The sequence below is a fragment of the Mesorhizobium kowhaii genome (genome assembly GCF_042431665.1).
Classification (GTDB): Bacteria; Pseudomonadota; Alphaproteobacteria; order Rhizobiales; family Rhizobiaceae; genus Mesorhizobium; species Mesorhizobium kowhaii.
This window is the reverse complement of record NZ_JBHLYT010000176.1, coordinates 373373-396790: the sequence shown is the minus strand read 5'-3', so window position 1 is coordinate 396790 and position 23418 is coordinate 373373. Positions and strand designations below refer to the sequence as shown.

Genomic DNA, 23418 nt, shown 5'->3' with positions numbered 1-23418 from the left:
GCCGGTGACGGCAACGATCACATCATCTACGAGACCGACACCGGCTGGCTCACCTATGACAGCAACGGCAATGCAGCGGGCGGCTCAACCCATTTCGCCACGCTGGCCGCCAACCTCGCGCTCACCAACGCCGATTTCGTGGTGATCTGAACACACCGACACCGCGCTCACCGAATTCCAATGCCAGTATGCGATGCCGGCTGCTGGCTATTCTCCACCACGCCGGCAGCGAAAGGGAACAAGCCATGACTATCGGACGCATCGGACAAGAATTCATCGTCAATTCGACGGCAACAAACAGTCAGTTTGGCCCCGCGATCACGGCGCTGGCCGACGGCCGCTTCGTGGCCACCTGGTATTCCTATGATCCCGGCGACGGCGATGGCAGCTGCATCCGCGCCCGCGTCTACAACGCCGACGGTTCAGCGGCCGACAGCGACTTCATCGTCAATTCGACGGCAACTGGCTCTCAGTCTAGCCCGGCGATCACGGCGCTGGCCGATGGCCGTTTCGTGACCACCTGGCAGTCCAATGATCCGGGCGACGGCGACGGCACTTGCATCCGCGCCCGCGTCTACAACGCCGACGGTTCAGCGTCCGGCAGCGACTTCATCGTCAATTCGACGGCAACGAGTGATCAGTATAATCCTGCGATCACGGCGCTGGCAGATGGCCGTTTCGTGGCCACCTGGCGGTCCAATGACCCCGGCGACGGCGACGGCAGCTGCATCCGTGCCCACATCTACAACGCCGACGGTTCAGCGTCCGGCAGCAACTTCATCGTCAATTCGACGACAACGAACTATCAGTATAATCCCGCGATCACGGCGCTGGCCGATGGCCGTTTCGTGGCCACCTGGCATTCAGCTGATACCGGTGACGGCAGCGGCTATTGCATCCGCGCCCGCGTCTACAATACCAACGGATCAGCGGCCGGCAGCGACTTCGTCGTCAATTCGACGACAACGGGCGATCAGTCTGACCCCGCGATCATGGCGCTGGCCGATGGCCGCTTTGTGGCCACCTGGCGGTCCAATGACCCTGGCGACGGCGACGGCACCTGCCTCCGTGCCCGCATCTACAACGCCAACGGTTCAGCGGCCGGCAGCGACTTCATCGTCAATTCGACGGCAACTGGCTCTCAGTCTTACCCCGCGATCACGGCGCTGGCCGACGGCCGCTTTGTGGCCACCTGGGAGTCCACTGATACCGGCGACGGCAGCAGCCATTGCATCCGCGCCCGCGTCTACAACGCCGACGGTTCAGCGGCCGGCAGCGACTTCATCGTCAATTCGACGGCAGCGAGCGATCAGTCCAACCCGGCAATCACGGCGCTGGCCGATGGCCGCTTCGTGGCCACCTGGGAGTCCTATGATGGTGGCGACGGCATCGGCAGCTGCATCCGCGCCCAGATCTTCGACCCGACCATCTTCGTCGGCACGGTCGGCGAGGACATCTGGAAGGGCAGCAATGTCTTCACGGACCATATCAACGGTGGCGCCAGCGCCGATACGCTGTCGGGTCTTGGCGGCGACGATACGATCAGCGGCGATGCCGGCAACGACATCGTCAACGGTGGCGCCGGCAGTGACAAACTCTTCGGCGGAGCCGATACCGACACGCTCAACGGCGACGCCGGCGCCGACACGATGAGCGGCGGCACTGGCAACGACACCTACTGGGTCGACAATGCCGGTGACAAGGTGATCGAGCTGAATGGCCAAGGCACCGACAATGTGCAGACCTATGTCTCTTTCAACCTTTCCGGCCAGGAGATCGAGAACCTCGCACTGAGAAGCAACGGCAACATCAACGGCACCGGCAATTCGATCGCCAATGTGATTACCGGCAATTCGGGCGTCAACATCATCAACGGGCTCGGCGGCGCCGACACGATGAGCGGCGCGCAGGGCAATGACACCTACTATGTCGACAATGCCGGTGATCATGTCATCGAGGCCAGCGGCCAGGGCACCGACGGCGTCTTCAGCTCCGTCTCCTTCAACCTGTCGGGACAGGAGCTGGAGAACCTGACGCTGACCGGCGCAGGCAATATCAACGGCACCGGCAATTCGATCGCCAACATCATCACCGGCAACAGCGGCAACAACGTCATCGACGGGCTCGGCGGCGCCGATACGATGAGCGGCGCACAGGGCAGCGACACCTACTATGTCGACAATGCCGGTGACCATGTCATTGAGGTCAATGGCCAGGGCACCGACAATGTGCAGGCCTTTGTCAGCTTCAACCTCTCCGGTCAGGAGTTGGAGAACCTGGCGCTGCGGACCGGCGCCTCGATCAACGGCACCGGCAATTCCATTGCCAACATCATCACTGGCAATTCGGGAGCGAATGTTATCAACGGCCTCGGCGGCAACGACACGCTGAGCGGCAGCACCGGCAACGACACCTTCGTCTTCACCACGGCGCTCAATGCCTCGACCAATGTCGACCACATCACCGACTTCTCGGTGGTCGAAGATACCATCCAGGTCGACAATGCGATCTTCGCAGCGCTTGGCGGCAACGGCACGCTGACGGCCGCACAGTTCGTCAAGAACACAACTGGTCTTGCCGGCGATGGCAACGACCACATCATCTACGAGACCGACACCGGCTGGCTCACCTATGACAGCAACGGCAGCGCGGCGGGCGGCTCCACCCACTTCGCCACCCTCGCTGCAAATCTGGCGCTGACAAACGCTGATTTCGTCGTGGTGTGAGGGAGAGCGGATACGCCCGGCCGCTCTGCTTCATGGCGGCCGGTGCGATCAAGCGCTTTTTAGACGCGCCGCCTTTCGCCTATGGGCGGTGGTTTTCGCCGCCAGAACGCACACTCCACACGCACTTGGCCGGTTCAACGGATCCGCCCAGTGGCGGACTTACGAAGACTGTACAGTATCTCTGAGCGACCGATCCTGCGATTTCACTCGATGCATGCAGAGATCCGCTCGAAAGGCAGTACGGAACGCAAGCGCCTCTCAAAGGTTGTTGGTCAGACAACAACCGGCAGAGGGGCTGGAAATGATCAATCCACTCAGAACCGACCACATCTTTCAGCGGGCGCATGCGCTGGCGGAAAGCGGTACCCATGGCAGTCCGGCCATCATCATCGCCACACTGATTGCCGAGGGCTATCCGGAGGCGAGCGAGCTGTTGAACTCCGACAATATCCGCGCCGACCTCAGCCGCGTCTGTGAAGCCGCCGCCAACGGGCGACCAGCCGCACCGTATCGCACGCTTCGGCATTGACGCGGCAACGGAAGGATTCTGTGGATTGGTGGGCGATGACGGGCTCGAACCGCCGACATCTTCGGTGTAAACGAAGCGCTCTACCAACTGAGCTAATCGCCCGCTCCGGGGCGGACCTTTAAGCGGTCAGGGTCGGCTTCGCAAGGCCAAATGAGTGCGCGACGCCCTGGTTGGAGGCCGGTTTTGCCAACAAAACGCCGGCTGTCAAAAAACCTTCTCCTGTTTGCTGTTATGCTGTCCTGTCGCGCTTGACACCCGGTGGCGAACCCCTTATCCAGCGGCCCAACGACGAACACGGCTGACACGTGCTCGTCAATGCGCGGGTGTAGCTCAGTTGGTTAGAGTGCCGGCCTGTCACGCCGGAGGTCGCGGGTTCGAGCCCCGTCACTCGCGCCATTTAACTTACTGATAGTTAAATGGTCTTCGCGCTAATAGGCTTCGGCCATGTCAGGCAAATCTGCCATGTAAGCACCATGTAAGCAGCGGGATTGATAGGCCCGCTGGCGCTAGGCTGCAATTGCGATGGTCGTGCAAACTAGCGAGTGACGGGCTCCTCTTCCAGCGGGAGCCCGATTACGACATACCCTCCTTTTGGTTCGAACTTTGGCGTGGCGCCCCCCTATGACAAAGAAATCGAGAAAACTGACTGAGCAGGAAGCGCTTGTCGCAGGCTGGCGATTGGAATTGGGATAGCGGTCGGTCGCGCGCTGGCGGGTTGATAGAGCAGTCCAAGTTCAGAATGACTTGGGCGGCACGTATAGACAGATCGTAATGTCAGGGTTGCTAGATGGTTTTTGACGATGCCGGCCTGCCTTTTGGGCATGGCACCAATGGAAACGCATGTCGTGTGACTGACGCACCCTGCCGTCCGCGTAAGGCAGCAATTCACCAGACGGCACCTTGAAGCCCTTGCTTGTTTCGCGAATGGCACCGTCTGCCATCGGCTTGCAATGCTCGTCCTGACAGCACTGTTTTTCGTACCAGCTATGTGCCGATGCCAACGGCATTCCGAAAGCGCAGGTTGCGGCGATGATAGCGCCCAACCCGGATGCGCCGCCGCGCCCGCTCCATGGCCAGTTCATGAATTACATTAGGCCTATCTGATATAATGGCGCAAGCTGGGCTGTGTTCTGCTAATTTGTGCAAGGGTGGGCACCCTCCCTAGCGCCGTTTCATCTTCGGGGTGATCTCTTCAACCCGCACCTTGTCGCCGATCTCCTTTGCCATCGCCAAGGCTTTGGCTTTGTCCTTGGTGGTCAGCACGGTGCGCCAATGCGGCTTCTCGAATACGCTGACGACGTAGGTTGTCACTGGCTTGTCGGTCATCCGAATGCTCAGTCGGTTCCGCGCGTGCTCATCCAAACCAAAAAAAGCAAAGCCCGCTGCCTCGGGGGGAAGCAGCGGGCAAATGCAGGGCCGGAAGGGCCTGTGTGCAAGTTTCCGGCAGCGCCCGACACAAACGGCGCGGCTGGAGGTTGGTTCCCTGATCAAATAAAAAAGCCCGCCACGGAGGAGTGATAGGTTCCTGACAAACCAACCAAGCCAGGGGATCAAACCTGCGACGGACGCGAGCGCCTAAGCCCGGGAGGTTCCGCGATCACACCATAGGCGTCTGCATCTCGGTTATATTAGCTTGTGCTTGTGGCGGACCTTTTCTGCGCCTTGGGCCGGCGTCCCTACATCCCAACACCCTGCCCAACAGCGAGCCGCCGGGAAGTGAGGAGGCATGAGCAGCTTAGGCTTATGGGTCGTACTCGTGACAGCGACCATGGCGATCCTTTACCTGTTGTCGTATGTCGAGATCAGGATGTAGGGGCAGCAGCGCCAGGCGTGTGACTTAACTGCGCGGCGCTACCCAGCCGTAGGAGGCCGCACCGGACCCGTCCCGAACCACTGGATGAACGGCGCATCTTGCCGGTGATGTCCTTGACCGTCTTCAACAGCGCTTCGTGGGTACGCTGCAGAGCCCGGTAATGCTCGCTGGTAGGCGATAGAAGCGGCTGGACGATGCTCTTGTGCAGCCGCTCCGCTTCCGCGAGGAAGCGCTCGATTTCGGCCTCTGAAAGCCGCTTGTGAAATTTGGTTCTGGCCATAGGCGAACTCCGTTGAAGGGTCGCCGCAACGAGAGGATTATATTCCTGATATCGGTGGCGCCGGCAAGTGCCGTCCTATTGAGGCTGCGGAAATAGAAGGAAATGCGTCGGGTCCGCTGCCGGGGAGACAGCGGACTCAAACTAGGGCCAAGAGGGGCAAGGCCCTATATGATCCCTGTGCGGGGGATCATCGTGATAACACCGGGCGAGATACAAACGTTCCGTCGGCTGAAAGATATATCGGCGAGGAGGCGAAGCCGGCATCATCGAAAACAACGAAATGTAGCGGCGCCCTTGCGGGGGCGAAGCTTTTGCGCACTTTTGGTCTTTCTACTCCCCGACAATGGACGTCGGCGGGCGTGCCGAGGTTATCGGATCGGCATGACGAAGGACGATCCTCCACCCGCCTTCCTCCCGCCGGAATATGGTGGTGACTCGAAGCGCAATCGGCACCAGTTTGTTGCCACCACCGACCTTGGATTGGAGCCGCTCGACCTCGATGATGTATCCCAAGTCGGCCGTCGCATACTCCGAGATGCGATCAAAGCCGATGGCCTTGCCGTGCCGGTAATTGGTGGCGGCCCGTTCCATGATCTCTGCGGCCTTTCTCCATCCCTTCGCCGGCGGGCCAAAGGGATTGGCAATAATGACGTCGTCCTGTCGCGAGTAGAGGTTTTTCAAGGGCTCAGGATCGCCCTTTACGAAGGCATCCAGAGCCAGATGATCCTGCTCGATAAATTTCGTTAGGTCGGAGGCTAACATCGGTTCCTCCTGGAAAATCTTGCCGTTTTCGGCGGCGAAACAGCATACTCCTGCACGCTGACGCAAACAATCGGGGGATCCGACGCGACAGGCGCAGCGGCGTTCATACGACACCCCGTTTCCCGGCGACACGCGCTATGTCGTCCATGATGAAGTTGAAGTCCTGCCCGTCGTATTCCCAGACGCGATGCACCCGAACCTTGGCGGCAAGGTCGTGAAGCGTCGCGGCCGGACAGCGAAGGAGCGCGCTGGCCGCGTCCGAAGTGCGGTGCGTGGCCTTCGCATATGCTTTATCGAGCTTGCCAAAGCCCGTCTTGCGGCGAGCAGCAGCATCGGCCTTGTTATAGGCGCGAAGGGCCTCGGCATGTTCTACGCTGGCGCGGCTCGGTGGCATCTTTGCGAGATCAGCGACAGCGGTCTTGCGAAGCGTTTCGAGTTCCTCCGCTGTCATCTCGCCCATGACGGGTCGCTTACTCCTGACAGCCATATAACGTAGCTCGGCCGCATTCAGCGCCGGCTCCAAGGAGCGGAGCGTTGCCCATTCGGCATGGAATGCGGCTTCGAGTTCGGCAACCTGGCTGGTAGGTGCGGCGACAGATGGCTTCGTGCCATTGCAGTTGCGGCGAGAGCGAGCCCCGCCCCGGTCAGATTGAGCAGGCGGCGGCGGTTGATATTGGGCATGCCTTCTGCGGCAGCCCGAACAGATGTGTTCGGCATGGGTTGAACTCCCTAATGGTGATATTTACACCACTAACGGTATTACCGGGGACTGTTGATGTCAATGACTTTTGGTGATAAAAACACCACATGAAGCCAGTTCAATGCCGTATGGGGCGCGCAGCCCTCAATTGGAGCACCCTCGACCTAGCCAAAGCGGCCGGTGTCGGAGGCAACACTGTCAATCGCTTTGAAGCTGGCCAGGACGCCCGTGTAAGCAGCGTGGAGAAGATCCGCGCCGCCCTCGAATCTGCCGGCGTCGAGTTCATCCCCGAGAATGGCGGCGGCGCTGGGGTGAGGCTAAGGAAGTCGGCGGCGCCCGCCGTCCTGCCCGACGGCGAGGCCGGCATCATCGAAAACAACGAAATGTAGGCGCGATTGCGGAGTGTATCGTTTTACACAATCCCCAATTGCTGGACTCGCGCGATGCACCGGCAGTTAATTTCTGCGTCACGCCAAAGGGGAAAAGGCCGCGAACTGTGGGAGGACTTCGATGATCAAGAAACTTACTCGACACGTCCGGGCGCATAGTATGCGTGGTTTGATCCTTGGCTTGGCTGCCCTCGTGGTCACCTCGTCATTTGTGCAGGCAGCAGGCGACAGCATCGCCGGCCAGAAAGTCATGACGCAATGCCAAGTGTGCCACGGCAAGGATGGCATCGGCAAACTGTCTTACACGCCCAATATCTCCGGGCAGAAGTACGAGTATCTCGTCCACTCGCTGATGGCTTACAAGATCGGACAGCGCAAGAGTCAAATGATGTCGGCTGTCGTCAAGAACCTGAGCGATGAAGACATCGCCAATGTTGCGGCTTACTATGCCGCGATCAAGATTACCGTCGAAGCTCCGCAGTGACTGACACAACGTAGGTCGTCACCGGTCTGATTCCTCAAGTTGCGCGCGGCGCTTTTGATATCTGTTGGCGTGGCGCCCAAACCATCGCTTCCGTACCACCCGGTGTTGCCAGCCAAAGCGGCAAAGTTGAAAGATCACTGCGATGGCAAGGCCAATGAAGGGCAGAGCCATCAGTATCAATGCGATTTGAGCACCAGGCAGGGCCTCGGGCATCATCGGGCGTCCCTCCACCAGAGCCGCCGGGGGGCTAACCCCCAACACTTCCACCACCTGGCGACTCCCGTACCGGCAAAAGCCGGCGATGATCAGATAGCAAGAGCTGTGCCGGAAAGACGATGTTCCGAAATGGCACGCTGGCAAGGAGCCCCCCGACCAATTGGCTATCTCAGAACATCAATTTGCAATTGCCGAAGATTTCGAGCCACGCGGTCCCAGGGGGTTCGGCTGTGTCGATTCCGCAAGGCCCCCCGGAGGGCCGCCAATGCGCGTTTCTGCCGGCCCGCTGTCCTACAGCGGAGAGACGCCTCGCGCTTCCTGGCGCCTCCTCGCTGGCCTGGATTAAGCGCGCCATCGCCTTGCATGGGCGCAAGGTTGCCAGCCGGCTTCTGTTTCATGCACCACGTAGCGTCCGCACCGTGTCGGGGTGTATGTTGCTGATATGAGTTGGGCCGACGCCCTTCAGGCTCTCACGCGACCCAGCACGCTTGGATCAGCAACGGGAGGAAGTTATGGCAGACGTGACGCCAGGAAATCAGAACTCCGACCTCGTACGGCGCGGTTATGCGGCGTTCAACTCAGGAGACATGGACACGCTCACGCAAATGATCGACGAGTCCTGCATATGGCATAGTCCGGGGAAGAGTTCGTTCGCCGGAAACTACAAGGGCCACGAAGGGATTTTTGGCTACTTCGGCCGGTTGGGGAGCGAAACTCGCGGGACCTTTAAATCCAATCTCTTGAACGTAACGGAGAGCGAGGACGGATCGGTGGTCGCCGTCCATCGCGATACCGGGGAGCGGAACGGCAAACAGATGGATGTGCTCTGTTGCATCGTCTTTGACATCAAGAACGGCAAGGTGATGGAGGGCCGGGAGTATATCTACGACCTCTACGCCTGGGACACATTCTGGGCATAAAGCCTCGAAAGCGACCCAGGCGCTTCCCCTTTCCTACACCTCCGAAGCGCCTCGCGCGTCCTGGGCGCTTCTAAGCAGCGGAAAGAGGTTCTGACCTGCCCTGTCACGCCGGAGGTCGCAGGTTCGAGCCCCGTCACTCGCGCCATTTCTCCCAAGGGTAACAAGCCCTTGGCTTTGGAGAAATGTCGATGTTGTTGTCAAGAAATCTTCCTGAATGAGGAGACTTGGATTGTTCGAATCCAAGTCCGATGGTTTGTAAGGCGACCTGACGCTGCCCGTGCGTTGGCCCGGAAGACGTATGGTATCCATGTGTCTGAGCACCAAGGAAACTCGTGCCTCGACTGTAAAAAATACCTCGGCTATGGAGCGTGCTCTCCAGTCACGACGATCCGATCCCAACCGGCCAACCTGCGGGAATCATTCATGAGCCACGATACGGATGCCCATCCAAATATTCTCGAATCCACACTTGCCGCGGCTCAGCAGGATCAACGCACTCTCGACGAGCAGCGGCAAAGCACTGCGCCTCTGGTAGACGGCATGTCGTTTTTCGACAGCATCCGACACAATGATGACCGCGGCAGCGTCACGGAGGTCTATGACCCGCGCTGGGGCTGGCATGCCGACCCGCTCGTCTTTTCCTACATCTTCACAATTCGCCCCGGGCTGGTGAAGGGCTGGGGCCTGCACAAGCTGCACGAGGATCGCTATTTTGTCGTCAGCGGCGAGTTGGAACTGGTCCTTTATGACCCTCGCCCCGAATCCAGCACATACGGCAAGATTTCGAAGGTTTACCTCTCCGGCAATCGTCCACGCCTGGTCAATGTTCCAAAATTTGTCTGGCATGCCGACCGAAATATCGGAACGTCCGAAGTGGTCGTCATCAATTTTCCAACGATACAGTACGACCATTCAAATCCCGACAAGTACCGACTGCCCATCGACACCGATCTCATTCCCTATGATTTCGGCAGCGCGAAGGGATGGTGAGCAAGCCGCGCTTTTCCATCCTGATGCCGACGCATTCGCGCGTGGACGTCATCGGCTTGGCCATCCAATCGGTGCTGGATCAGACCGTCGAGGACTTTGAGCTCCTGGTTGTCGGCGACGGCTGCGCACCCGGCACGGCCGAGGTGGTCGACGCTTTTCAGGACGCCCGCATCCGCTTCTTCGATTTGGCCAAGGCGCCGAACTATGGCTACGCGAACCGCAATATCGCACTGCGCGAGGCACGCGGCGACCTGATTGGCTTTGCGGCCGACGACGATCTCCTGTTTCCGGATCATTTTGAGATCCTGGCGGATGGTCTCAAAGGTGGGGCTGCCATCGCGTACAGTCAGGCGCTGTGGGTTTCCACCGATGGCATCGCAGCACCTTTCCTGACCAATCTGGAGCTGGCCGACGAGTTCAGGGTGTTCACGGAGGTCGGCAACACGATACCTGCCAGTTGCTTCCTGTATCGGGCTGATTGCCTGCCTTCGCGAGATGTGTGGCCGGAAGACGTCGCATCGGCCGGGGATTGGCAATTATGGCGGCGACTCATACGCGAGAACCCGCGCAATCCCCTCATTTATTGCCGCGTTCCAACCGTCCTGCATTTCAGCGCCAAGTGGAAGAACTCGCGTCACTCCCAGGCATCGCAACTGGCCACGTTTCTCGACATCGCCGACAGAGCGGGCTGGTGGCCTTCAGCCTTGCGCGTCTGGATACCGAACGCCAGCAAGGAACAATACGAGTATTCGCGCCTCATGCGCGCCGACCCCGCAGCCTGGAGCGAGCAGATGCGCCGTGCCGTCTGCGATCTGGTGGCACGGCTTGCCTGGGAGGCTGTGCAAACGATGCGACCGATGCTTGCAGGCGCTGAGGCCGAGAAAGCGACGTTGCAGTCTGAAAACGCGAGGCTGCGCAATGAGCTGCAGTTGGCTCAGCAAGGCAATGCCGAGCTACAGCGGGCCGCTTCGGACGCGAGCAACAAGGAAGCTGCGTTGCAACCGGAAATCTCGAGGCTGCGCAATGAGCTCGATCTGGCTCACCAAAGCAACGCCGAGCTACGGAGCGCCGCTTCGGGTGCAAGGAATGAGAAGGACGAGATCGAACAAACGCTGCAGGCATGCCGAACGGAAATCGCGGCGTTGTATCAATCCAGAAGCTGGCGCATCACGAGCCCCTTGCGCAGGATCTCCACAAGCTTGCGTTCGCAAAAATCATAGGGCTCAAAGTCTTAAGCACAGCTTGGTTTGACAGCGTCAGCGATCCACCAAGCCGATCTCACCCCTTGGCCAGCAACGCCTCGACTTCTTGCAGCGTCGGCATCGACGGCGCGGTGCCGGGTCGCGTCACGGAAATACCGGCGACGGCGCAGGCGAAGCGCACCGCCTGCACCGGCTCCACGCCTCGCGACAGCGCGGCGGCGAGGCCACCGTTGAAGGCATCGCCCGCCCCTGTGGTCTCGACCACCGGGCCTGCATTGATGACGGGAACGTGCTCGGAGCGATTCTTCGAGTGCAAAAGCGCACCCTTGTCGCCGAGCGTGACGATGACGGTGCCGACGCCCTTTTCCAGCAGCTTTCCGGCGGCGGCGCGCGCCTCATCGATCGAGGAGACCTTCATCCCGGTCAGTTCCTCCGCCTCCGTCTCGTTGGGCGTGAGATAATCACACAGCGTGTAGATGCGGTCGGGAAGTCTTGCCGCCGGAGCCGGGTTGAGGATGGTCGTCACCCCTGCCCCGCGTGCGATCTCCAGCGCCCGCAGCGCGGCTTCGATCGGCTGTTCGAGCTGGGTGACAAAGACGCCGGCACTGCCGATCAGCCCGGCATTGGCTTCGATATCGGCTGACGAAATCAGCATCGCCGCGCCGGGGCTGACGATGATGGCGTTGTTGCCGGTCGTCTCCTCGACGAAGATATAGGCGGCACCGGTATAGCTCTCCGGCGTGTCGATGACGGCATTCTTGACGCCCGCCTGCGCCCAGGTTTGCCTCGCCATGTCGGCGAAGGGATCGACGCCGAGGCGGGTGAGGAAGGTGACGTCGGCGCCGAGCTTGCCGGCGGCGACCGCCTGGTTCGAGCCCTTGCCGCCCGGACCCAGCTTGAATGAGTTGCCGAGGATCGTCTCGCCCATGCGCGGCTGGCGATCGGCGCGATAGGCGGTGTCGGCGACGAACACACCAAGGATGACGACAGGCTTGCTAGAGGCCATGCCGCTACTCCGCGTCCGGCGGCACAACGCCCTTGCGGAAGGCGAAGCAGCCATAGAAGCGGCGCTCACCGGTCTGGATGACGCAATAGGCCTGCTTGGCACGCTCGTAGAAAGCGTAGCGCTCGACCGCAAGCATCGGCCACGATTTGCCTTCGGCCTTGTCGATTTCCTTCTGCACTTCCTTCTGCACGGGCGGAATCTCGTCCGGCTTGCCGACGACCTCCATGCGCGCGGCGGAGTCATCGACGAATGTATCCAGCGGGTAAAGCGACAGCACCGCCTTGACCACCTCGGCGGCCGGCGCATCGATGCGCAGCAGGCGGCCGAGCGCCGTCTGGCGCGCCACCGAATCGGACGGGAAGTTGGTGTCGGCGATGATCAAATCATCGCCATGGCCCATCGCCCGCAGTGCCTGCAGCACATCGGCATTGAGCAACGGATCGATCCCTTTGAGCATGGTATTCCTCGTAAAGTCGTTTGAGATCAGAGACGCTTGCCGGTCTCGGCGTCGAAAAGATGGATCTGGTCGAGCCGCGGCTTCAGCTTGAGCGTGTCGCCAGGCTTGAAGTCGTGGCGCTCGCGAAACAATGCCACCATCTCGCCTTCGCCGAAGCGCAGGAACACCAGCGTTTCCGAGCCGGTCGGCTCGACCACCGAAATCTTCGCCGGCACGCCATCGGGATGGATCTCGAGATGTTCCGGCCGCACGCCGTAGACGACGGCCTGCCCGTCCTGCGCTCCATTGTCTGGTGCAATCGGGAACAGCGTGCCGGCGATCTCCACACCGGCTTTGTCGCCCTTGCGCATGGTGCCCTTGAGCAGGTTCATCGAAGGCGAGCCGATGAAGCCCGCAACAAACAGATTGGCCGGCCGGTCGAACAGCTCCAGCGGCGCGCCGACCTGCTCGATGCGGCCGTCGCGCATGACGACGATCTTGTCGGCCATGGTCATGGCCTCGATCTGGTCGTGGGTGACGTAGATGGTGGTGGTCTTCAGCCGCTGGTGCAGTTCCTTGATCTCGGTGCGCATCTGCACGCGCAGCTTGGCGTCGAGATTGGACAGCGGCTCGTCGAACAGGAACACCTGCGGATTGCGCACGATGGCGCGGCCCATCGCCACACGCTGGCGCTGGCCGCCGGAGAGCTGCCGGGGATAGCGCTTCAGATAGGGATTGAGGTCGAGGATGTCGGCGGCGCGCTTGACCCGCTCGGCGACCACGGCCGGATCGGTTTTCCGCAGCTTGAGGGCAAAGGCCATGTTCTGTTCGACCGTCTTGTGCGGATAGAGCGCATAGTTCTGGAACACCATGGCGATGTCGCGCTTGGCCGGCGGCAAATGATTGACGATGCGGTCGCCGATGGCGATCGTGCCACCCGAGATGGTCTCCAGCCCGGCCACCATTCTGAGCAGCGTGGACTTGCCGCAACCCGAAGGGCCAACCAGCACCACGAACTGTCCGTCGGCAATGTCGACGCTGACTTCGTGCAGAACCTTGACGGTTCCAAACGCTTTGGCCACCTTGCTGATTGCGACTTGAGCCATATCTCCCCCATCGGCTCCATCGGCCGTAGACGCAGAAGCTAACCAACGCGACCGGTCAGGGCAAGTCAGTCTCTTATAGATAAAAACCTGTTCTCGTTGACACGGCGTTTGGTTGTGAGAATAGTGGTGGGCGCTGGTCCGAAAGCTGGTTGCCCGATCCGCAAAATCGGAACTTCAATCAAGCAGGTGGGGTCCTGCGTAGTTCGTTTCCGAGCCGGGAGAATCGTTGGCGCTCCAGCGTCCGACAAGGTTGGCCATATCCATTCACGCAGATGTTTCTGGGAGGAATAGTCGATGAGAACAGGTCTTTACGATAAACTGGTCCGTGCCGGCGCCACGAGGCGCGACATATTGAAGGGTGCGGCCAGCATGGCCGCAATCGCGGCCGCATCCGGCGCCGGGCTCGGCGCCTTGACGCGCCCTGCTTCCGCGGCAAGCGAACTGCGCTCGAAGATCCTGCAGATCCCGGGCGTTGGCAAAGGGCAGCCGACCGACGCCGATTTCCAGAAGGTCGGTGAACTCTGCCTCGAGGCGACCAAGGCCAACGTCAAGGAAGGCGAATTCGCCGGCGTCGAGCTGACCTTCATGGGCCTCAACAACCAGAACCTGCACAATGTGCTGTTCCGCGGCTTCCTGAAGCCATGGGAAGCCTATACCGGCGCCAAGATCAGCTGGATCGACCTGGCGCAGGCCGACTACAACGCCCGCCTGCAGCAGTCGATCGCCACCGGCACCGTCGACTTCGACATCATCGAGATGGGCGCGCCGTTCGAAGGCGATGTCTGCGGCAAGGGCCTCACGTCCGAGATGCCCGACTGGGTCAAGACGCAGATCGATTTCGACGACCTCGTCAACTACCTCAAGCCGCCCGTCGGCACCTGGGACGGCAAGCAGTATCGCGTGACGATTGACGGCGACGCGCACAACTTCAACTACCGCACCGACGTGTTCGCCGACGCCGATCTGGCCAAGCAGTGGAAGGATGGCGGCGGCGAAGGCGAGTGGGGCGTGCCGAAGACCTGGCAACAGGTCCAGACGGTCACCAAGTTCCTCAAGGGCAAGAAGTTCAAGGGCCAGGACGTTTACGGCTATCTCGATGCGCCCAAGCCCTGGGGCGGTTTCGGCTTCTACTTCCTTGGCAGCCGCGCCTCCGCCTATGCCAAGCATCCCGATGACAAGGCCTGGCTGTTCGACGCCGACACGATGAAGCCGCGCATCAACAATCCGGCCTGGGTGCGCGCCATCCAGGATGTCATCGACGCCTTGCCTTCGGAACCGGCCGACCAGATCAACGCCGACCCGAACACCACTGGGTTCCAGCAGTTCCTGGCCGGTACCGGTTCGATGATCCCCTGGTGGGGCGACATCGGTTCCAACGTCAAGACCAACGATTCCTCGGTCATCGGCGACGTCACCGGCTTCTCGATCCTGCCGGGTTCGGATGACGTCTATAATTCCAAGACAGGCGCCTGGGACAAGCTCGCCAGCGGGCCGAACTACTCGCCGAACTGCGCCTATCTCGGCTGGGGCGTCTATGTCATGGCGCGCGTCGATGCCGACGAAAAGAAGAAGAAGGCGGCATGGTCCGCTGCCGCCCATCTCGGCGGCAAGGACCTGTCGATCTGGACGGCCATGTATCCGTCGGGCTTCCAGCCCTACCGCAACTCCCACTTCGACATTCCGGAATGGGTGGCGGCAGGTTACGACGAGGCTTTCATCACCTCGTACCTGAAGTCGGAGGGCGACTCGTACAACCATCCCAACGCGGCGATCGAGCCACGCATCCCCGGCATCTTCCAGTACTACAGCGCCGCCGAGGACATCCTGGCCAACACCTTCGCCGGCAAGATGAAGGCGCAGGAAGGCGCCGATGCCATTGCGGCGGCCTGGGAGAAGCTGACCGATCAGATCGGCCGCGACAAGCAGATCAAGCTCTACAAGGCCTCGCTCGGCATGTAGGCTGATACTATAGTGAACCAGGGTCCGGCGGCTCAGAGCCGCCGCCGGACCCTGACCGGCCGGCAAAGGGCCTTCTGTGAACGGACGGGACGCGTGGCTAACCAGACTTTGCCCACCAATGCGTGGCCGGCGGACGCCGCCCCTTACGATCTGATTTCACCGAGCCGCAAACGCTTGGGCTGGGCTTTGATGGCTGCTGCGACTCTCGGGCTGCTGGCGGTGATCGCGCTGGAGATCCTGTACAAGACCGAAGCCGACACTGTCGGCTTCGAAACCTGGCGCCCTGTCGTCTACGCCTATGTGCTGTGGGGCGTGGCAATCGGCATCGGCCAGGTGCTGACGCGCGGCGAGGATGGCCAGCGAGCGCTGTTCCTGCTGCCGGCGCTGTTGTTCACCATCGCCATGGTGATCTTCCCGACGCTGTTCGGTTTCTACATCGCGCTCACCGACTGGAACCTCAGCTCCTTCAGCGGCCGCAAATTCAACGGGCTCGCGAATTTCTGGCAGATGCTGAGCGATCCCTACTATCGCAATGCGCTGTTCAACATGGTGCTCTATGTGCTTGCCGTGCTGGTCGAATACGTGATTGCCTTCGGATTGGCGCTGTTGCTCAACGCGCAGATCCGGGCGCGCAAGTTTTTCCGCGTCGTCTTCCTGATGCCGCTGATGCTGTCGCCGGTCGCGGTGTCGTGGATGGTCGGCAAGTCGCTGATGGAATATCGTTTCGGGCCGGCTTCTACACTGGCGCGCTACCTCGGCTGGGAAAACCCGGCCTTCTTCAGCGACCCGATCATCGCCCGTATCTCGATCATGGTGCTGGATGCCTGGACCTTCATCCCGTTCATGATGATCATGCTGCTGGCCGGCCTGCAGGCAATGTCGCGTGAGATACTCGAAGCGGCACGGGTTGACGGTGCCAATGCGTGGCAGACTTTCTGGCAGGTCACTTTTCCGCTGATGCTGCCGGTGTCGGTGACGGCGGTGATCCTGCGCATCATCTTCAAGCTGAAGCTCGCCGACATCATCATCACGGTGACGTCGGGCGGCCCGGGCGGCGCCACTGATTCCGTGTCGAGCTTCATCTATCGCGAATATCGCGACCGCTCGAATGTCGGCTACGGAACCATGCTGGCGATGGTGTACCTGATCATCATCGTCGTATTCGTCACGTGGCTGCTAAAGTTCGCCAGCCGTTTCGTCCGCAATGTGAATTGAGCCAGATGAGCGTCCAGACCACCGAATACGTTGCATCAGAGATCCGCTCGCCGGCGAGCTTCTTCGCCAGCCGCGTTTTCATCTATGGCGCGCTCGTCTTCTGGGCGTTCATCTGCCTGTTCCCGATCTACTGGACGATCACGACCTCGTTCAAGACAGCGGTCGACGTCACCCAGGGCCATCTCATCCCCTTCGTCGACTTCCAGCCGGACTGGAAGGGCTGGCGCTCGCTCGGCCTGTCGCCGGACTCGATCTTCCAGACCTCGACCGTGCGCGAGGAATTCCTCAAGCGCTTCATGAATTCGGTGATCACCTCGGTCGGCGCATCGAGCCTCGCCATCGTCATCGGCAGCCTCGCCGCCTACGGGCTTACCCGCTACCGCTACCATTTCGCCTGGTTCAAGAACGAGGACATCTCGTTCTTCTTCCTGTCGCAGCTGATCCTGCCGCCGGTGGTGCTGGCTTTGCCCTTCCTGGTGCTCTACCGGGAAGTCGGCCTGCTCGACACGCGCGTCGGGCTGATCCTGCTCTACACGCTGATGGTGCTGCCGATCGTCATCTGGATCATGCGCGACCAGTTCAATTCCATACCTGTCGAGCTCGAGGAAGCGGCGCTCGTCGACGGGCTGTCGATCTGGGGCGCTTTCTTCCGCATCGTCATGCCGATCGCACTTCCGGGCATGGTCGCCGCCTTCATCCTGGCGATGGTGCTGTGCTGGAACGAGTATTTCTTCGCCGCCCTTTTGACCTCAACCGACGCCAAGACAATTCCGGTCATGGTGGCAAGCCAGACCGGCTCGCAAGGAATCAATTGGTGGTCGATGGCAGCGCTTGCCACGGCGGCAATAGCGCCATTGGCCGTCATCGGCATCGCGCTGGAACGTTATCTGATCATGGGCATGACTGCCGGAGCGGTGAAATAAACCGCTCCGTCTTCCCTTCTCCCCCTGGAAGAAGGGGGAGCCACACTAAGCCAAGAGCGTCGCGCGCAGATGATCCATGATCATGGCGACGCCCTTTTGCCCGAGCTCGGCAGAAGCGTCCTTGGCGGTCGCCGTGTACCAACTTTTATTGTCGGTGAAGTGAGCGGCATCGACAGCCTCCGGGCATAGTGCCAGCATCAGCGAGGTCTCGCCGATGCCGGCATGGTCGAAGGGGTACTTCATTGCCGCCGACATCAGCGGATGCACCTGCACCCAGTTGAAGAAATTCGCGCCCTCGGCGTGCTCGGCATAGTAGCTGGCCATCACCTCCGAGCCCCACCAGCCCTCGCCGCGTTCCTTTTCAAGGAAGCGGAAGATAGCTTGCCGGCCGGCGGTCTTGAAGGCGAGATCGGTCGGCATGCCGGCGGCGAAATTCTCGGTCTGGTGGTGGATGATCGCGTGGATGTTGCGAAAGCCGATGCGCAGCAGGCTGTAGAACAGCTCTTCGCCGAAGGACGCCAGCGCGTTGCCGCCGACCTGCACCGAGCCACTGCCCTCCGGCGCCGCCACCGCGTAGCTCGCCGCGCCATAGTAGAAGGGCGGCAGGATGACGATGTCACGCTCCTTCTCGAACAGCTCCAGCGTCTTGATGACGGCCAGCGTGTCCATGCCGACGGCCATGTGCTCGCCGTGATATTCGAGCACGCCAAGCGGCAATGCGACCGGCCAGTTCTCGGCGATCGCCTTGCGGATCTGGTGTGGCAGCATCAGTTCGTAGCGCATGATCTATTCCATGTTGGTGTGGCGGGCGCGCATCGCTTCCGGCGCCGCACCGGTCAAATCCCTAAGCTTCAGCACCATCACCTCGAACAGCAGGAACAGTGCGCCCTCGAACACCGAGCCCATCGGCAGCACCGACGTTTTTTTGGTCCCCTGGTCGTTGGCCATGGTCTGCGCCGGCACAACCAGCGAGAAATCGGCGCGCTTTGCCGCGCTGCTTTCGGGTTGGGCGGTCAGCAGCAGGTTGATCGCGCCGGCGTCGTGCGCGACCTGCATCAAGGTGAGCACGGTCGAGGTTTCTCCCGGCCCTGAACTGGCCAGAAAGACATCGCCAGTCCCCAGCGGCGGCGTGTTCATATCGCCGACCACCGAGACCGGCAGGCCGAGATGATAGAGCCGCATGGCAAAGCCCTTGACCTGCAAGGCTTCACGCCCACAGCCATAGACGACGATCTGCCTGGCGTCGGCCAGCATCTTGCAGGCAGCGTCGATCCGGCTCTCGTCGACGCGTGCCAACACGCTGCCGAGTTCGCCAAGCGCGGTCTTGATCGGGTTTTCGTTGTTGCCGCTCACCGCAAACCTGCCATCGAAACCACCCTGGGGATTGCCGCTCTTGCTTCCATGAACAGCTTGATTTTGCTCATGCTATCAATCGCGAAAATACGTGTCCAACGGTCCGCGACGCTTTTGCCGAGCCAGAGGCATGATAGTGTCATGTCAGACAAATCAAGTGAGGCAAACAGCAGGATATGAAGACACGGCATTTCGACCGCATCGGCAATGGCGGCATCACTTTTACCGAGCTCGGCTTCGGCACCGCGCCGCTCGGCAATCTCTACCGTGCCGTCTCAAACGAGGACGCCAATGCCACGCTGGAGGCCGCCTGGGCGACCGGCTGCCGTTACTACGACACCGCGCCGCTCTACGGGCTCGGCCTGTCGGAAACGCGGCTCAACCCGTTCCTGCGCACCAAGAAGCGCGATGACTATGTGCTGTCGAGCAAGGTCGGCCGCATCATGCGCGCCTGCCCGCCGGAAGAGCGCACCGGTATCGGCAAGTTCTTCGATACGCCGTCGCGTCGCGAGGTTTACGACTACAGCTATGACGGGGTCATGCGCTCGTTCGAAGCCTCGCTCGAGCGCCTCGGCGTCGACCGTATCGACATCCTCTTCGTGCATGATGTCGACATCTTCACCCATGGCAGCAAGGAAGCGTCCGACCGGCGCATCGAGGAGTTCATGCGCTCGGGCTATTACGGGCTGCTGGCGCTTCGCGACCAGGGCGCGATCAAGGCGTTCGGTGGCGGCATCAATGAGTGGCAGGTTGCCCAGACGCTGGCCGAGCGCGGCGACTTCGACCTGTTCCTGCTTGCCGGGCGCTATACGCTGCTGGAACAGGAGGCGCTGGCATCCTTCCTGCCGCTCTGCCAGGCGCGCGGCATCGGCATCGTTCTCGGCGGACCCTATAACTCCGGCATCCTGGCAACCGGGCCGAAGCCGGGCGCTTACCACAACTACTCCGAGGCGCCACAGGATATCATCGAGCGCGTTGCCCGCATCGAGAGCGTCTGCAAGCGCCATGGCGTGCGGCTGATCGAGGCTGCCTTGCAATTCCCGCTACTGCACCCCTCGGTGGTCTCGGTGATCCCCGGTGGCCAGCGGCCGAGCGAAGTCGAGAGCAACCGTTCGTTGCTCGATGCGAAGCTGCCGTCGGCACTCTGGGCCGATCTCAAGCAGGAAGGCCTGATGCGCACCGAGGCGCCCACCGCATAGCTTGCTCCGGGGCGCGCGACCGCACGTCCCTCCGGGCACAAAAATGAAAAGCCGGGCAAGCCCGGCTTTTCAGGTCTCTGAAAGAAAAAGGCGCTTAGTTGACTGCGTCCTTGAGGCCCTTGCCGGCCGAGAACTTCGGCACGGTGCGCGCCGGGATCTGGACTTCGGCGCCGGTCTGCGGGTTGCGGCCGGTCGAAGCCGCACGCTTTGACACGGTGAAATTGCCAAAGCCGACAAGCCGGACATCGCCGCCCTTCTTCAGTTCGCCGGAGATCACGGAAAATACCGCATCGACCGCCGACTGCGCGTCACCCTTCGAAATGCTCGCGGCGTCGGCGACAGCGGACACCAGTTCGTTCTTGTTCATAAAAATTCCCTTCCATGAGAACACCGGAACTAACGACTCATCCGGCAGGAAACGGACTTTAGAAAGAAGCGTTGCCGCAACCAAGTCGAAAAGCCGGGAAAAAAGCGGAAAAAGCCCGGAATTCCGGGGTTTTTCACATGAAAAAGCCGGGCGCGAAGCCCGGCTCTCTGTTTGTGCACTGCAACTTTAGCGAAAACTAACGTACGGCCCCGAAAACCGCAGTCGGTTTTCGGAAAGGACCATGCGCAAGTCTCAAGTGTTAGAGCGTCCTTTGCGCGTCCAAGTGGACGCGCGGCGCTCTAATGTGCAAGCGTCTTGCCGGCATCATCCGTGCTGTCCGTCGTGACCGGAGGATTGACCGGTTCGACCCACTCGATCGGCTCCGGCATACGCACCAGTGCATGGCGCAACACCTCACCGACCCGTCCGACCGGAACGATTTCCATGCCGTTCTTCACGTTATCCGGAATCTCCGCCAGATCCTTGGCGTTGTCTTCCGGGATCAGCACCTTCTTGATGCCGCCGCGCAGTGCGGCAAGCAGCTTCTCCTTGAGGCCGCCGATCGGCAGCACCCTGCCGCGCAGCGTGATCTCGCCGGTCATCGCCACATCGGCCTTGACCGGAATGCCGGTCAGCACCGAGACGATCGCGGTCGCCATCGCCACGCCAGCCGACGGTCCATCCTTGGGCGTCGCACCTTCCGGCACGTGCACGTGGATGTCGCGCTTGTCGAACAATGGCGGCTCGATGCCGAAATCGATGGCGCGCGAGCGGACATAGGAGGCCGCCGCCGAAATCGATTCCTTCATCACGTCGCGCAGGTTGCCGGTCACCGTCATGCGGCCCTTGCCGGGCATCATGACGCCTTCGACCGTCAACAGCTCGCCGCCGACTTCCGTCCAGGCAAGCCCGGTAACGACACCGACCTGATCGTCAGCCTCGACCTGACCGAAGCGGAAGCGCGGAACACCGAGGTAATCGGCGAGGTTCGCCGCCGTGATGTTCACCGTCTTCTTCTTCGTCTTCAGGATCTCGGTCACCGCCTTGCGCCCGAGCTTCATCAGCTCGCGCTCCAGACTTCTGACGCCCGCTTCACGGGTGTAGGTCTGGATGATGGCGCGGATCGCGTCCTCGCCGACGGAGAACTCCTTCGGCTGCAGGGCATGGTCGCGCACCACCTTCGGCATCAGGTGCCGCTTGGCGATTTCGATCTTCTCGTCCTCGGTGTAGCCGGCGATACGGATGATCTCCATGCGGTCCATCAAGGGCGCAGGGATGTTCAGCGTGTTCGCCGTCGTCACAAACATCACGCTCGACAGGTCGTATTCGACCTCGAGGTAATGGTCCATGAACGTCGAGTTCTGTTCGGGATCGAGCACCTCGAGCAGCGCCGACGACGGATCGCCGCGGAAGTCCTGGCCCATCTTGTCGATCTCGTCGAGCAGGAAGAGCGGGTTGGACCTCTTCGCCTTCTTCATCGACTGGATGACCTTGCCGGGCATCGAGCCGATATAAGTGCGCCGATGACCACGGATCTCGGCTTCGTCACGCACGCCGCCCAGCGCCATGCGGATGAATTCGCGACCGGTCGCCTTGGCGATAGACTTGCCGAGCGAGGTCTTGCCGACGCCGGGAGGGCCGACGAGGCACAGGATCGGCCCCTTCAGCTTCTTCTGGCGGCTTTGCACGGCAAGGTACTCGACGATGCGGTCCTTGACCTTGTCGAGACCGAAGTGATCGGTGTCGAGCACGTTCTGCGCGAAAGCCAGGTCCTGCTTGACCTTGGAGTTCTTGCCCCACGGGATCGACAGGATCCAGTCGAGATAATTGCGCACGACGGTCGATTCCGCCGACATCGGCGACATCGTCCGCAGCTTCTTCAACTCGGCTTCCGCCTTTTCGCGGGCCTCCTTGGAGAGCTTGGTCTTCTTGATGCGCGCTTCGATCTCGGCAGCCTCGTCGCGGCCGTCCTCGCCCTCGCCGAGTTCCTTCTGGATCGCCTTCATCTGCTCGTTGAGGTAGTATTCGCGCTGCGTCTTCTCCATCTGGCGCTTGACGCGCGAACGGATGCGCTTCTCCACCTGCAGGACGGAGATTTCGGCTTCCATGAAGCCCATCGCCTTTTCCAGCCGCTCCTTGACCGAGAGCGTGGCCAGCATCTCCTGCTTTTCAGGAATCTTGATGGCGAGATGCGAAGCGACCGTGTCGGCGAGCTTGGAATAGTCGTCGATCTGGCTGGCGGCACCCACCACTTCGGGCGAGATCTTCTTGTTCAGCTTGACGTAGTTCTCGAAGTCGGTGACTACCGAGCGCGCCAGCGCCTCAACCTCGACCTCTTCCTCTTCCGGCTCGACCAGCGCCGTGGCGCGGGCCTCGTGGAAGTCGGGGCGGTCGGTGAACGAGACGATTTTCGCGCGCGAGGCGCCTTCGACCAGAACCTTGACGGTGCCGTCGGGCAGCTTCAGCAATTGCAGCACATTGGCGAGCGTGCCGATGTCAAAGATGGCATCGGGCTCGGGATCGTCGTCGGCGGCATTCATCTGGGTGGCAAGCAGGATCTGCTTCTCCTGACCCATCACCTCTTCCAGCGCCTTGATCGACTTTTCACGCCCGACGAAGAGCGGAACGATCATGTGCGGAAACACCACGATGTCGCGCAGTGGGAGGACTGCGAAGACGCCGTCGCTGGGAGCCTTGGATATTTTGGCCATTGTCCAACCTTTCATGTCGCGGCCGCCAATCAGCCAACCGCGAATCTTATATTAACGACCGGGGATCGTTCCGCCTACCACCGTTTGTGACGGGAGTTTTACAGCACAGAAATCGGGCACCTCGGCCTTCTC

Annotated in this window: 22 protein-coding genes and 2 tRNA genes; 12 read left to right on the top strand and 12 right to left on the bottom strand. The window is 61.0% G+C overall.

Annotated elements, in window-relative coordinates; translation table 11 throughout:
* The first annotated feature begins 245 nt into the window (after window positions 1–245).
* The gene (locus ACFFNA_RS38955) at window positions 246–2726 is read left to right on the top strand and encodes a beta strand repeat-containing protein (RefSeq protein WP_378925559.1); all 2481 of its coding nucleotides are present in this window, start codon (window positions 246–248) and stop codon (window positions 2724–2726) included.
* Between the two features lie 301 nt (window positions 2727–3027).
* The gene (locus ACFFNA_RS38950; protein ID WP_378925557.1) at window positions 3028–3255 is read left to right on the top strand and encodes a hypothetical protein; all 228 of its coding nucleotides are present in this window, start codon (window positions 3028–3030) and stop codon (window positions 3253–3255) included.
* A 26-nt stretch (window positions 3256–3281) separates the two neighbouring features.
* On the opposite strand, the gene ACFFNA_RS38945 is transcribed toward ACFFNA_RS38950, so the two are convergent.
* A tRNA-Val gene (locus tag ACFFNA_RS38945) sits at window positions 3282–3357 on the bottom strand.
* Window positions 3358–3574: 217 nt separating this feature from the next.
* On the opposite strand from ACFFNA_RS38945, the gene ACFFNA_RS38940 reads away from it, so the two are divergent.
* Window positions 3575–3651, top strand: a tRNA-Asp gene (locus ACFFNA_RS38940).
* 765 nt (window positions 3652–4416) lie between these two features.
* On the opposite strand, the gene ACFFNA_RS38935 is transcribed toward ACFFNA_RS38940, so the two are convergent.
* From ACFFNA_RS38935 to ACFFNA_RS38920, 4 genes are all read right to left on the bottom strand, one after another.
* Window positions 4417–4581, bottom strand: a complete 165-nt coding sequence (locus ACFFNA_RS38935) for a hypothetical protein (protein ID WP_167458327.1) — start codon at window positions 4579–4581, stop codon at window positions 4417–4419.
* Window positions 4582–5057: 476 nt separating this feature from the next.
* The gene (locus tag ACFFNA_RS38930) at window positions 5058–5348 is read right to left on the bottom strand and encodes a hypothetical protein (protein WP_378925555.1); all 291 of its coding nucleotides are present in this window, start codon (window positions 5346–5348) and stop codon (window positions 5058–5060) included.
* A 330-nt stretch (window positions 5349–5678) separates the two neighbouring features.
* Window positions 5679–6110 carry a YybH family protein gene (locus tag ACFFNA_RS38925; RefSeq protein WP_111545665.1) on the bottom strand — a complete coding sequence of 144 codons (432 nt, stop codon included), beginning with the start codon at window positions 6108–6110 and terminating at the stop codon, window positions 5679–5681.
* A 103-nt stretch (window positions 6111–6213) separates the two neighbouring features.
* The gene (locus tag ACFFNA_RS38920; RefSeq protein WP_378925553.1) at window positions 6214–6570 is read right to left on the bottom strand and encodes a hypothetical protein; all 357 of its coding nucleotides are present in this window, start codon (window positions 6568–6570) and stop codon (window positions 6214–6216) included.
* A 479-nt stretch (window positions 6571–7049) separates the two neighbouring features.
* On the opposite strand from ACFFNA_RS38920, the gene ACFFNA_RS38915 reads away from it, so the two are divergent.
* From ACFFNA_RS38915 to ACFFNA_RS38895, 5 genes are all read left to right on the top strand, one after another.
* Window positions 7050–7199, top strand: coding sequence for a hypothetical protein (locus ACFFNA_RS38915; RefSeq protein WP_378925551.1), 150 nt, complete (start codon window positions 7050–7052; stop codon window positions 7197–7199).
* A gap of 121 nt (window positions 7200–7320) precedes the next feature.
* Window positions 7321–7683, top strand: coding sequence for a c-type cytochrome (locus ACFFNA_RS38910; RefSeq protein ID WP_378925549.1), 363 nt, complete (start codon window positions 7321–7323; stop codon window positions 7681–7683).
* Between the two features lie 728 nt (window positions 7684–8411).
* On the top strand, window positions 8412–8819 hold the full coding sequence (locus ACFFNA_RS38905; protein ID WP_378925547.1) for a nuclear transport factor 2 family protein: 408 nt from the start codon (window positions 8412–8414) through the stop codon (window positions 8817–8819).
* 423 nt (window positions 8820–9242) lie between these two features.
* Complete coding sequence (locus ACFFNA_RS38900; protein WP_378925545.1) at window positions 9243–9809, top strand: polysaccharide biosynthesis C-terminal domain-containing protein; 567 nt, start codon at window positions 9243–9245, stop codon at window positions 9807–9809.
* Window positions 9803–11029, top strand: a complete 1227-nt coding sequence (locus ACFFNA_RS38895) for a glycosyltransferase family 2 protein (protein WP_378925543.1) — start codon at window positions 9803–9805, stop codon at window positions 11027–11029. The genes ACFFNA_RS38900 and ACFFNA_RS38895 overlap by 7 nt, the downstream gene beginning before the upstream one ends.
* Window positions 11030–11087: 58 nt before the next feature.
* Here ACFFNA_RS38895 and rbsK read toward each other — a convergent pair whose 3' ends face one another.
* Genes rbsK through ACFFNA_RS38880 form a run of 3 tightly spaced genes read right to left on the bottom strand, consistent with a single transcriptional unit; the run spans window position 11088 to window position 13559 of the window.
* Window positions 11088–12017, bottom strand: a complete 930-nt coding sequence (rbsK, locus tag ACFFNA_RS38890; protein WP_378925541.1) for a ribokinase — start codon at window positions 12015–12017, stop codon at window positions 11088–11090.
* A gap of 4 nt (window positions 12018–12021) precedes the next feature.
* Window positions 12022–12474: an RbsD/FucU family protein gene (locus ACFFNA_RS38885; RefSeq protein ID WP_111545674.1), complete on the bottom strand. Its 453-nt coding sequence runs from the start codon at window positions 12472–12474 to the stop codon at window positions 12022–12024.
* A 26-nt stretch (window positions 12475–12500) separates the two neighbouring features.
* On the bottom strand, window positions 12501–13559 hold the full coding sequence (locus tag ACFFNA_RS38880) for an ABC transporter ATP-binding protein (protein WP_378925539.1): 1059 nt from the start codon (window positions 13557–13559) through the stop codon (window positions 12501–12503).
* Window positions 13560–13853: 294 nt separating this feature from the next.
* Here ACFFNA_RS38880 and ACFFNA_RS38875 point away from each other — a divergent pair, with 294 nt between their 5' ends.
* The 3 genes from ACFFNA_RS38875 to ACFFNA_RS38865 all read left to right on the top strand — a co-directional run bounded on the left by ACFFNA_RS38875 (window position 13854) and on the right by ACFFNA_RS38865 (window position 17656).
* A complete protein-coding gene (locus tag ACFFNA_RS38875; RefSeq protein ID WP_378925537.1) occupies window positions 13854–15518 on the top strand; it encodes an ABC transporter substrate-binding protein in 1665 nt (554 codons plus the stop codon).
* A 93-nt stretch (window positions 15519–15611) separates the two neighbouring features.
* The gene (locus ACFFNA_RS38870) at window positions 15612–16733 is read left to right on the top strand and encodes a carbohydrate ABC transporter permease (protein WP_378925535.1); all 1122 of its coding nucleotides are present in this window, start codon (window positions 15612–15614) and stop codon (window positions 16731–16733) included.
* Between the two features lie 5 nt (window positions 16734–16738).
* Window positions 16739–17656 carry a carbohydrate ABC transporter permease gene (locus tag ACFFNA_RS38865; RefSeq protein WP_111545678.1) on the top strand — a complete coding sequence of 306 codons (918 nt, stop codon included), beginning with the start codon at window positions 16739–16741 and terminating at the stop codon, window positions 17654–17656.
* Between the two features lie 45 nt (window positions 17657–17701).
* Here ACFFNA_RS38865 and ACFFNA_RS38860 read toward each other — a convergent pair whose 3' ends face one another.
* Window positions 17702–18439, bottom strand: coding sequence for a creatininase family protein (locus ACFFNA_RS38860; RefSeq protein WP_378925532.1), 738 nt, complete (start codon window positions 18437–18439; stop codon window positions 17702–17704).
* A 3-nt stretch (window positions 18440–18442) separates the two neighbouring features.
* Entirely contained in the window at window positions 18443–19009 is a 567-nt protein-coding gene (locus ACFFNA_RS38855; protein ID WP_378925530.1) for an SIS domain-containing protein, read from the bottom strand.
* A 176-nt stretch (window positions 19010–19185) separates the two neighbouring features.
* On the opposite strand from ACFFNA_RS38855, the gene ACFFNA_RS38850 reads away from it, so the two are divergent.
* The gene (locus tag ACFFNA_RS38850; RefSeq protein WP_378925528.1) at window positions 19186–20208 is read left to right on the top strand and encodes an aldo/keto reductase; all 1023 of its coding nucleotides are present in this window, start codon (window positions 19186–19188) and stop codon (window positions 20206–20208) included.
* 94 nt (window positions 20209–20302) lie between these two features.
* Here the strand turns inward: ACFFNA_RS38850 and ACFFNA_RS38845 are convergent, their stop codons facing one another.
* Window positions 20303–20575, bottom strand: coding sequence for an HU family DNA-binding protein (locus tag ACFFNA_RS38845; protein ID WP_027143628.1), 273 nt, complete (start codon window positions 20573–20575; stop codon window positions 20303–20305).
* A 299-nt stretch (window positions 20576–20874) separates the two neighbouring features.
* The gene (gene lon / locus ACFFNA_RS38840; protein ID WP_378925526.1) at window positions 20875–23286 is read right to left on the bottom strand and encodes an endopeptidase La; all 2412 of its coding nucleotides are present in this window, start codon (window positions 23284–23286) and stop codon (window positions 20875–20877) included.
* Window positions 23287–23418: the final 132 nt, after the last annotated feature.